This is a genomic window from Pseudomonas putida, assembly GCF_004357765.1.
In the GTDB taxonomy this organism is placed as follows: Bacteria; Pseudomonadota; Gammaproteobacteria; order Pseudomonadales; family Pseudomonadaceae; genus Aquipseudomonas; species Aquipseudomonas putida_U.
Genome location: NZ_SMTE01000014.1, coordinates 159976 through 169849, shown reverse-complemented (window position 1 = coordinate 169849; position 9874 = coordinate 159976). Strand labels below are relative to the sequence as shown.

Sequence of the window (9874 nt, the reverse complement as noted above, 5' to 3'; positions counted from 1 at the left end):
ATGGTCCTTGTGGGAGCGGGCTTGTCCCGCGAATGGGGCGACGCGGTGAATGGCACCGGCTTCGCCGGTGTTCGCGGGACAAGCCCGCTCCCACAGGTTCTACGCTCGAATCAAGGCCGGCGCAGTCCCTGTGCGGGTTCACCCGCGAAGGGCTGCAAAGCAGCCCCAATTGGCTTAACTGACTGGCATTAGCCCAAGGGCCGGTTTTCTTGTGAAGAACTATCAGAACGAGGCGTTGGCCAGACCGTCCAGGTAGCGCTCGACGTCCAGTGCGGCCATGCAACCAGCACCGGCGGAGGTGATCGCCTGGCGGTAGACGTGGTCGGCCACGTCGCCAGCGGCGAACACGCCCTCGACGTTAGTGGCGGTGGCGTTGCCTTCGCGGCCGCCGTGAACCACCAGGTAACCGTCCTTCAGGGTCAGTTGGCCTTCGAACAGCGAAGTGTTCGGGGTATGACCGATGGCGACGAACACACCGTCGACCTTGATTTCGTCGTTGCTGCCGTCGTTGTTCTTCAGGCGCGCACCGGTAACACCCATGTTGTCACCCAATACTTCGTCCAGGGTGGCATTGAGCTTGAGTTCGATCTTGCCTTCGGCCACGCGGGCGTGCAGCTTGTCGACCAGGATCTTCTCGGCGCGGAACGTGTCGCGACGGTGCACCAAGGTCACCTTGCTGGCGATGTTGGCCAGGTACAGGGCTTCTTCCACAGCGGTGTTGCCGCCGCCGATGACCGCGACCGGCTTGTTGCGATAGAAGAAACCGTCGCAGGTGGCGCAGGCCGATACGCCCTTGCCCATGAACGCTTCCTCGGAAGGCAGACCCAGATAGCGGGCGCTGGCGCCGGTAGCGATGATCAGCGCGTCGCAGGTGTAGGTGCCGCTGTCGCCTTGCAGGGAGAACGGTTTGTTGGCCAGGTCGACCGCGTTGATGTGGTCGAAGACGATCTCGGTCTCGAAGCGCTCGGCGTGCTCCTGCATACGCTGCATCAGGGCAGGACCGGTCAGGCCATGGGGATCGCCCGGCCAGTTGTCGACCTCAGTGGTGGTGGTCAGTTGGCCACCGGCCTGCATCCCGGTGATCAGCAGCGGCTTGAGGTTGGCACGGGCAGCATAGACCGCTGCGCTGTAACCGGCAGGGCCGGAACCAAGGATGATTACCCGCGAATGACGTACTTCGGACATGTCGAACTCCTGTCGAGCCGGCGGCGCATGGCCGGCATCGGTGTACCGGCTGCGCCGACTGGTATTAAAAAGGACCCACGCAGCACTTGGGGAAGGCTACAACGCGCCGGTCCAAAACTAAAAAGATGAGCGCACTGTAACGAGGTGGCAGAGATTAAGGAAATATCCTCCGACAATCCACCTCATAGGCATCCTCTATCTGCCACTCAGACCTGAAAAATCACGCCGCGGTTTGTTACAGACGATGTCTTCATGAACCGCCGCCTTTCGTCGGCGCAGCAAACTCGGTAAGGTCAGCGCGTTTCCTCACGTTTTGCGGAGTATCCCAATGCAAGCCCCCGTCCTCTCCGGCCCGCAATACCTGCGCGAAGGCCTGAAACTGGTGCTGAGCCCGAATCTGCGGCTGTTCGTCCTGCTGCCGCTGGCGATCAACCTGCTGCTGTTCGGCGGCCTGATCTACTTCGCCGGCCATCAGTTCAGCCTTTGGGTCGATAGCCTGATGCCGAGCCTGCCCGACTGGCTGAGCTTCCTGACCTACATCCTGTGGCCATTGTTCGTCGCCTTGGTAGTGCTGATGGTGTTCTTCACCTTCACCCTGGTGGCCAACGTCATCGCTGCGCCTTTCAATGGTTTCCTGGCCGAGAAGGTGGAAGTGGTGGTCCGTGGCCAGGATCCCTTCCCGGCCTTCAGCTGGGGCGAACTGGTGGCCATGGTGCCCCGCACGTTCGGCCGCGAGATGCGCAAGCTCGGCTACTTCCTGCCGCGCGCCATCGGCCTGTTCATCCTGTCTTTCATCCCTGTGGTCAACGTGGTCGCGGCGCCTTTATGGCTGGTGTTCGGCGTCTGGATGATGGCCATCCAATACATCGACTACCCGGCGGACAACAACAAGATGAGCTGGCAGGACATGCTCGCCTGGCTGCGCAGCAAGCGCTGGCAGTCGCTGGGGTTTGGTGGAATCACCTACCTGGCGCTGATGGTGCCGCTGGTGAACGTGGTGATGATGCCGGCTGCCGTGGCGGGGGCAACGCTGTTCTGGGTGCGCGAGCGCACGTAGTAACTATCTACAGTTCAGCCTGCAGTCGTCTGGTTTCCAATGGCCACGCACCGCAATGTCGCGGTACTGACCCTGGAGATTGAGCATGGAATTCACAGACGTGAAATCGAAGGACTTCATTGAACTGGCAGGTGTCCCAGAGCACCGGCAAGGTACCGTCATCGCCGAGCACCGTGTGAAGTGGCGCCTGCGCGAAACGCTGGAAAACAGCGGCATCACCTACCCCTACGAGCATATCTTCTTCACCACCTGGAACGAGGATGGTGTGGTCAACTACAGCAAGTCGCTGGTGCAATTGCTGACCGAAGCGGTGGTGGACAGTGAACCACCGTCCATCGGTATGCACGGTGGCCTGTTCGGCCGCATGGCAGTCACCAGCAGCGATGAACTGCTGAACATCGACCAGCAAACCGTCGACGAGGCCATCCAGATCGTCTACAGGCACATCAAGGACACCGAGCAAGCAGGCTGATGGTAGGGCGCAAGGAGGCGTATTCGCGCCTCCTTCGATCACTGACTGAGTCGGCTGGAAAACTGTCCTACCGCATCGACCACCTTCTTCGCCCCCTCCTGAATCTCGACGATCACCCCACCGGTATCGGCCGCCAGTGCCAGGCCTTGCTCGGCCTGACGCTTGCTGGTGTCGATGATGCCAACCGCCGCCTGCGCCAGTTGCTCATTCTGCTGCACCACCCGGGCGATTTCCTCGGTGGCTCCGCTGGTGCGCGACGCCAGTTGCCGCACTTCGTCGGCAACCACGGCGAAACCACGGCCCTGCTCACCGGCGCGCGCAGCCTCGATGGCGGCATTGAGCGCCAGCAGGTTGGTCTGGCCGGCGATATCGCTGATGGTCTTGATGATCGCGCCGATCACCTTGGACTGCTCATCCAGCGCCTGGATGCCCTCGGCGGCATCCTGCATCGAGCGCTCGAGGCCGCGCATCACCTCGACAGTCTGAGTCACCACTTCGGTCGCTCGACGCGCACCGTCATCGGTGGTCAACGAAGTGCTGTAGGCGACATCCGCCGCCTGGGCCACAGCCTGTTCCTGGTTGACCTGGTCAGTGATGACGGTGGCGAACTTCACCACCTTGTACAACACATCATGGGCATCGAAGATCGGGTTGTAGGAAGCCTCCAACCACACCGTGCGACCGTGCGCATCGATGCGTTTGAAACGGTCGGCCACATATTCGCCCCGACGCAGCTTGTCCCAGAACGCCTGGTAGTCGGACGAGCTGGCCTCTGCCGCCTCGCAGAACATGCGGTGATGCTTGCCACGCACCTGCTCCAGGGTATAGCCGATCGCTTGCAGGAAACGCTCATTGGCAGCAAGCACGATGCCATCGAGATCGAACTCGATCACTGCAGTGGAGCGCATCAGCGCCTTGATCAGACTTTCATGTTCGCGCGACGTTTCGATCGTACGGGTCAGATCGCTGGAGTGCAGCGAGAAGTGCTTGATCCGCCCGTCGATATCCTTCACCGGCTGCAGGATCGAGCGCAGCCAGGCCTCCTTGCCATTGCCGCGCAGCAAGCGAAATGCGCCATTGAGATGCTCGCCACGGGCAATGGCGCCTTTCATCCGCTGATAGAAATCGAGCTTCTTCACGTGGGCAGGCACGATCTCTTCGATAGAGCGCCCAAGCAATTGCTCGGCGCGGTAGTGCATCTCGGCCTCGAAGTTGTGGTTGACCTGCTCGATGCGCCCCAAGGGGTCGAGCTGCAACACCAACATTTCACTGTCGAGGCTGCTCTTGACCTGCTCGATGGCCATCAATTCTTCACGCAGTTGCCGGTTTTCTTTCTTGAGCTTGCTGTTGAACATCACCGCTCTCCTGGAGCGCATCAACCGATTCGGATTCAAGTTCATCGGCCATGGGCCAGGCCTCTTGAGCACGGCGCAGGGAAATATCCGGGCACCGCGCATGCCGGAAATCAGGCGTCATTGCTACGGCATATGGCTGTCACATTCGCGCAACGCAGCAGGCGGAGACTTCTCCCATGAATACTCCCAGCCTGCGCATCACCCTGGTCAGCGAGACCTTCCCACCCGAGATAAACGGCGTGGCCAATACCCTTGGTCACCTCAGCGAGGGCTTGCACCTGCGCGGCCACCAAGTGGAGATCATCCGGCCGCGCCAAGCGGGGGAGACTGCCAAGGGCGACGACCCGCAACTGATGTTCTGCCGGGGGTGGGGATTGCCAGGCTACCCTGGGCTGCAATGGGGCGAAGTGTCGATGCACAGGTTGCTGCGCCGCTGGCGCCGGCGACGTCCGGATGTGCTGTACATCGCCACCGAGGGCCCGCTTGGGCTCAGCGCCCTGCGCGCTGCCCGACGCCTGGGCATTGCCGTGGTCAGCGGCTTTCACACCAATTTCCCGCAGTATTGCGGCCAGTACGGACTGGGCCTGCTGACCCGCCTGCTCACCCACTACCTACGTTGGTTCCACCGCCGCACCGCGACCACCCTGGTGCCGAGCCAGAGCCAGTGCCTGGAACTGGAACGGCGCGGCTTCGAGCGTTTGGCCCTGTTGGGACGCGGTGTGGACACCTGCCTGTTCACCCCTGCCCGTCGCAATCAGGCCTTGCGCCAGGGATGGGGGTTGGAGCCGAATGACGTTGCCGTGATCTATGTCGGTCGACTGGCGGCGGAAAAGAACCTCGGTCTGCTGCAACCGAGCCTGCAGGCGCTGCAGCGCGCCTCTCCCCACAAGCGCCTGCGCCTGGTACTGGTCGGGGACGGCCCGCTGCGCGCCGCACTCGAGCGATCACTGCCTGAGGCGGTATTCTGCGGCGCCCGGCGCGGTGATGACCTCGCCGAGCATTACGCCAGCGGTGACCTGTTCCTGTTCCCCAGCCTGACCGAGACCTTCGGCAACGTGGTGCTCGAAGCGATGGCCTCGGGGCTTGCTGTCGTGGCCTACGACCAAGCCGCTGCCGCCCAACACATCCGCCATGGCCACAACGGCGCGCTGGCCATGCCGGGTGACCCGGCTGCTTTCGTCGAGGCCGCCTGCTGGCTGCTGGAAGAAAACGAGACCCTGCGCCGGGTCCGCCTCAACGCCCGGCAACATGCCAGCCGCCAAGGCTGGCCGGCCATCGTCGAGCAGTTCGAGAATTACCTGCACACGGCTTGGCGCGCGACGAAAGACAGCGACGACCGGCCTGCCGAGATAGCGCTGGCAATCAAGCCAGGCTCGGCAAGCCAGGGATAGGGGTGAACGGGTCAGCCGAGCGCTTTCTCGATGGCCTGAACCACCGCCGGATCATCAGGCGTCGTGCGTGGAGCGAAGCGCGCCAGCACACGACCATCCTTGCCGACGAGAAACTTCTCGAAGTTCCAGCTGATGTCCCCCGGAAACTCCGCCCCCTCACCGGCCAACAGGCGATACAGCGCATGGCGCTGCGGACCGTTGACTTCGAGTTTGCCACCCAGCGGGAAGGTCACCCCATAGTTGAGGTTGCAGAAGGTGCGGATTTCCTCTTCGCTGCCCGGCTCCTGGCCAGCGAACTGGTTGCACGGCAGTCCGATTACCGTGAGGCCTTTGTCCTTGTATTGCTGGTAGAGATTTTCCAAGGCCTTGTACTGCGGCGTCAGGCCGCACTTGGAGGCGACATTGACCACCAGCACCACCTGGCCCTTGAACGGTGCAAGGGGCAGATCCTCGCCGTTCAGCGCCTTCAACGTCAGGTCGTGAAATGCACTCATGTTGTGTTCCCCTTTCAGCTTCCCAGAGACCGCGGGGCAAAATCCGCCCACTAAAAAGGCGCCCGTTCAAGCCATCCACCTCCCGTTGGGAAGGCAAGTCGGCTTGCCCGAGCGCCTTGGCGACTGTCTGAGCTTAGCGCAGAAAATCAGTGGTGATGGCCACCTTCACCGTGGATGTGACGGTGAGCGATTTCTTCTTCGCTGGCGTCACGAACGTTGACGACCTTGACCTTGAAGTTCAGGCGCTGACCGGCCAGCGGGTGGTTGCCGTCGACAGTGATGTCGTCGCCGTCGATGTCGCGGATGGTGACGATCTGCATTTGGCCATCCGGCGCCGAGGCATGGAACTGCATGCCGACTTCCAGTTGGTCAACGCCTTCGAACAGGCTGCGGTTCAGGGTGCTGACCAGCTCGGCCAAGTACTCGCCGTAGGCTTCTTCCGGCTCAACGGCGACTTCCAGCTCGTCACCGGCCTGCTTGCCTTCCAGGGCCTTTTCCAGACCTGGGATGATATTGCTGGCACCGTGCAGGTAAACCAGCGGCGCGCCACCGGCGGAGCTGTCGATGGTCTCCCCGGCGTCGTTGGTCAGGGTATAGTCGATGGAGACTGCCTTGTTGGCGGCGATCAGCATGGGGCAAGACCTTTTGCAAAAGAATGTAGAACGGACAAGTGTAACCAAGGCATCGCCCGATTGCGACCGTAGCTCGATCGAGCAACGGTCCATCAGTCGGATCGTCGGCTTCCGCCAGGACGAAGACGGCCATTGGGTGGTCGAGCTCGATTGCGGCCATTCCCAGCACCTGCGTCACCAACCGCCGTGGCAGGCACGCCCCTGGGTGCTCGACGCCGGACAACGGGCGCAACGCATCGGCCAGCCTTTTGCCTGTGGCTGGTGCGCACAGGGGGCAGATGGCGCTACCCTTGGCCGTTGACTCCTTGCACCGCTTATTTCGAGAAGCACGCATGCAAACATTTTTCATTGCGCCGACCGACTTCGGTGTCGGTCTGACGTCGATCAGCCTCGGCCTGGTCCGCACCCTGGAGCGGGCTGGCCTGAAGGTCGGCTTCTTCAAGCCGATTGCCCAACCGCACCCCGGAGACACCGGCCCCGAACGCTCCACCGAGCTGGTCGCTCGAACCCACGGCATCAAGCCTCCCCCGCCCCTGAGTCTGGCCCAGGTCGAGCGCATGCTCGGCGACGGCCAACTGGACGAGCTGCTGGAGGAAATCATCCGCCTTTACCAGCAAGCCTGCGTGGACAACGATGTGGTAGTGGTCGAAGGCATGGTCCCCACCCGGCACGCCAGCTATGCCGCCCGGGTCAACCTGCACCTGGCCAAGAGCCTGGATGCCGAGGTGATCCTGGTCTCGGCAGCGGAGAACGAGGTGCTCAGCGAACTCTCCGGACGGGTAGAGCTTCAAGCTCAGCTGTTCGGCGGTCCGCGTGACCCGAAGGTGCTCGGGGTAGTGCTGAACAAAGTGCGCACCGATGAAAGCATGGCCGATTTCGCCACACGCCTGCGCGAACACTCGCCGCTGCTGCGCGGCAACGACTTCCGTCTGCTTGGCTGCATTCCGTATCAAGCCGAACTGAACGCGCCGCGCACCCGCGATGTGGCCGAACTGCTCGGCGCCCAGGTGCTCAACGCCGGCGACTACGAACAACGGCGCATGAACAAGATCATCATCTGCGCACGTACCGTGGCCAATACCGTACCGTTGTTGACCCCAGGCACCCTGGTGGTGACCCCGGGCGATCGTGACGACATCATCCTCGCAGTGAGCCTGGCCGCCATCAACGGCGTGCCCCTGGCTGGCCTGTTGCTGACCAGCGACAGCAAGCCTGACGCACGCATCCTCGAACTGTGCCGTGGCGCCTTGCAGGCAGGGCTGCCGATCCTCTCGGTCAGCACCGGCTCGTACGACACTGCCAACCAGCTCAATTCTCTCAATCGCGAGATCCCGGTGGACGACCGCGAACGCGCTGAATTCATCACTGACTTCGTCGCCAGCCACCTGGACGCCGCCTGGCTCCACCAGCGCTGCGGCACGCCACGCGAGCCGCGCCTGTCGCCGGCAGTGTTCCGCTATCAACTGATTCAGCGGGCGCAGCAAGCCAACAAGCGCATCGTCCTGCCGGAAGGTGCCGAACCGCTGCTGGTGCAAGCCGCTGCCCTCTGCCAGGCCCGTGGGATTGCCCGTTGCGTGCTGTTGGCCAAACCCGAGGAGGTCGAAGCAGTGGCCCGTGCCCAGGGCATCAGCCTGCCGGCCGACCTGGAGATCCTCGATCCCGAACGCATCCGTGGCCGCTACGTCGAGCCCATGGTCGAATTGCGCAAGAGCAAGAACCTCAACGCACCAATGGCCGAGCAGCAGCTGGAGGATCCGGTGGTGATCGGCACCATGATGCTGGCGCTCGACGAGGTCGATGGTCTGGTTTCAGGACTGGTCCATTCGACCGCCAACACCATTCGTCCGGCCTTGCAGTTGATCAAGACCGCACCGGGCAGCAGCCTGGTGTCTTCGGTTTATTTCATGCTGTTTCCCGAACAGGTGTTGGTGTACGGCGACTGCGTGATGAACCCGCACCCAAGCGCTGCTGAACTGGCGGAAATCGCCCGACAGAGCGCAGAGTCGGCTCGCGCGTTCGGCATCGTGCCGCGAGTGGCGATGATCAGCTATTCGAACGACTCGGCCAGTGACGAGGAAGTGGAGAAGGTGCGCGAAGCCACCCGTCTGGCGCAGAGCAGCCAACGGCAACTGCTGATCGACGGCCCGCTGCAATACGACGCCGCGGCCAACCCGCAGGTCGCCCGCCAGCTAGCCCTGCAAAGCAAGGTGGCCGGCCAGGCGACGGTATTCGTGTTCCCGGACCTGAACACCGGCAACACCACGCACAAGGCCGTACAACGCAGTACCGACGGCGTCAGCCTGGGGCCTATGCTGCAGGGGTTGCGCAAGCCGGTGAACGACCTGCCACGCGGGGCGCAGGTCGACGACATCGTTCATACCATCGCCCTGACGGCGATTCAGGCCAGCGTCGCCGACTGAAAATGAAAACGCCGGCAAGGTTGCCGGCGTCAGGACAACAGCGCCGCTCCATCAGCGGCGTTGCTGATTCAGCTCAGGGGTACTGCTGCACCTGCCCCTGCTGATCATACTGCTGGCCAGGGATCGGCTTGAGGTTGACTTCGACGCGGCGATTCTGCGCGCGACCATTGGCATCGGCGTTGCTCGCGATCGGTTGGTCCGGGCCCATGCCACGTACGCTGACGCGCGAGCCATCGACGCCCTGGGAGGTCAGGTAGGTGCTGACCGCCTGGGCACGGCGCTGGGACAGATCCATGTTGTGTTGGCGGCTGCCGGTGCTGTCGGTGAAGCCGACCACTTCGATGGTGTTCTGGTTGAACTGCTTGAACGAGTTCGCCAGGTTGTTGAGCGGGGTGTAGAAGCTCGGCGCGATGTTGGCCGAATCGGTGGCGAAGGTGATGTTGCCGGGCATGATCAGCTTGATCTGGTCGCCTTGGCGCTGCACTTCGACACCGGTATTGGCCATCTGTGCACGCAGTGCCGCTTCCTGCTTGTCAGCGTAGTAACCGTAACCTGCGGCGGCAGCGCCCACCGCGGCAGCGCCGATCAGGGCGCCCTTGCCACGGTTGTTGTGATCGATGGCAGCACCAGCCACTGCCCCGGCCAACGCGCCCAGACCACCGTACTTAGCGGTTTTGCTCATGCCCGAGGAGCCCTGGGAGTCGTAAGGATTCTGGCTGGCGCAACCGGTCATCAGGGCGGCGGCGGTTGCGACGATAATCAGACGACGCATGGTGAACATGGACAAGCTCCTACTGAAATTCATTATGTGCGGCGGATCGAGAACGGATCATTGCCAGGCTTGGATTGCGCGAGCAAGGAAAAATTC

At 62.5% G+C, this 9874-nt stretch carries 10 protein-coding genes and 1 pseudogene; 5 read left to right on the top strand and 6 right to left on the bottom strand.

Annotated elements, in window-relative coordinates:
• Positions 1–222 precede the first annotated feature (222 nt).
• Positions 223–1185 carry a thioredoxin-disulfide reductase gene (gene trxB / locus E2H86_RS21125; RefSeq protein WP_133331362.1) on the bottom strand — a complete coding sequence of 321 codons (963 nt, stop codon included), beginning with the start codon at positions 1183–1185 and terminating at the stop codon, positions 223–225.
• A 328-nt stretch (positions 1186–1513) separates the two neighbouring features.
• Here trxB and cysZ point away from each other — a divergent pair, with 328 nt between their 5' ends.
• Together cysZ and E2H86_RS21115 are read left to right on the top strand one after the other, a co-directional pair.
• On the top strand, positions 1514–2242 hold the full coding sequence (gene cysZ, locus E2H86_RS21120; protein WP_133331360.1) for a sulfate transporter CysZ: 729 nt from the start codon (positions 1514–1516) through the stop codon (positions 2240–2242).
• An 85-nt stretch (positions 2243–2327) separates the two neighbouring features.
• Positions 2328–2714, top strand: coding sequence for a hypothetical protein (locus E2H86_RS21115; protein ID WP_133331358.1), 387 nt, complete (start codon positions 2328–2330; stop codon positions 2712–2714).
• Between the two features lie 38 nt (positions 2715–2752).
• Here E2H86_RS21115 and E2H86_RS26900 read toward each other — a convergent pair whose 3' ends face one another.
• Positions 2753–3163 (bottom strand): methyl-accepting chemotaxis protein, encoded by a 411-nt coding sequence (locus tag E2H86_RS26900; RefSeq protein ID WP_409977258.1) that lies wholly within the window; start codon positions 3161–3163, stop codon positions 2753–2755.
• A 129-nt stretch (positions 3164–3292) separates the two neighbouring features.
• A pseudogene (locus E2H86_RS26895) lies at positions 3293–3979 on the bottom strand (PAS domain-containing protein); the annotation flags it as partial.
• 266 nt (positions 3980–4245) lie between these two features.
• Between E2H86_RS26895 and E2H86_RS21105 the strand changes: the two are divergent.
• Positions 4246–5460, top strand: a complete 1215-nt coding sequence (locus E2H86_RS21105) for a glycosyltransferase family 4 protein (protein ID WP_133331354.1) — start codon at positions 4246–4248, stop codon at positions 5458–5460.
• A gap of 11 nt (positions 5461–5471) precedes the next feature.
• Here the strand turns inward: E2H86_RS21105 and E2H86_RS21100 are convergent, their stop codons facing one another.
• Both E2H86_RS21100 and E2H86_RS21095 read right to left on the bottom strand, forming a co-directional pair.
• A complete protein-coding gene (locus E2H86_RS21100; RefSeq protein WP_133331352.1) occupies positions 5472–5954 on the bottom strand; it encodes a glutathione peroxidase in 483 nt (160 codons plus the stop codon).
• A gap of 146 nt (positions 5955–6100) precedes the next feature.
• Entirely contained in the window at positions 6101–6586 is a 486-nt protein-coding gene (locus E2H86_RS21095) for an FKBP-type peptidyl-prolyl cis-trans isomerase (protein ID WP_133331350.1), read from the bottom strand.
• Between E2H86_RS21095 and E2H86_RS21090 the strand changes: the two genes are divergently transcribed.
• Together E2H86_RS21090 and pta are read left to right on the top strand one after the other, a co-directional pair.
• On the top strand, positions 6585–6887 hold the full coding sequence (locus tag E2H86_RS21090) for a DUF3565 domain-containing protein (protein ID WP_133331349.1): 303 nt from the start codon (positions 6585–6587) through the stop codon (positions 6885–6887). The genes E2H86_RS21095 and E2H86_RS21090 overlap by 2 nt on opposite strands.
• Before the next feature lie 31 nt (positions 6888–6918).
• Entirely contained in the window at positions 6919–9006 is a 2088-nt protein-coding gene (gene pta / locus E2H86_RS21085; RefSeq protein ID WP_133331348.1) for a phosphate acetyltransferase, read from the top strand.
• Positions 9007–9079: 73 nt separating this feature from the next.
• On the opposite strand, the gene E2H86_RS21080 is transcribed toward pta, so the two are convergent.
• Positions 9080–9787 carry an OmpA family protein gene (locus tag E2H86_RS21080; RefSeq protein WP_133331347.1) on the bottom strand — a complete coding sequence of 236 codons (708 nt, stop codon included), beginning with the start codon at positions 9785–9787 and terminating at the stop codon, positions 9080–9082.
• Positions 9788–9874 lie beyond the last annotated feature (87 nt).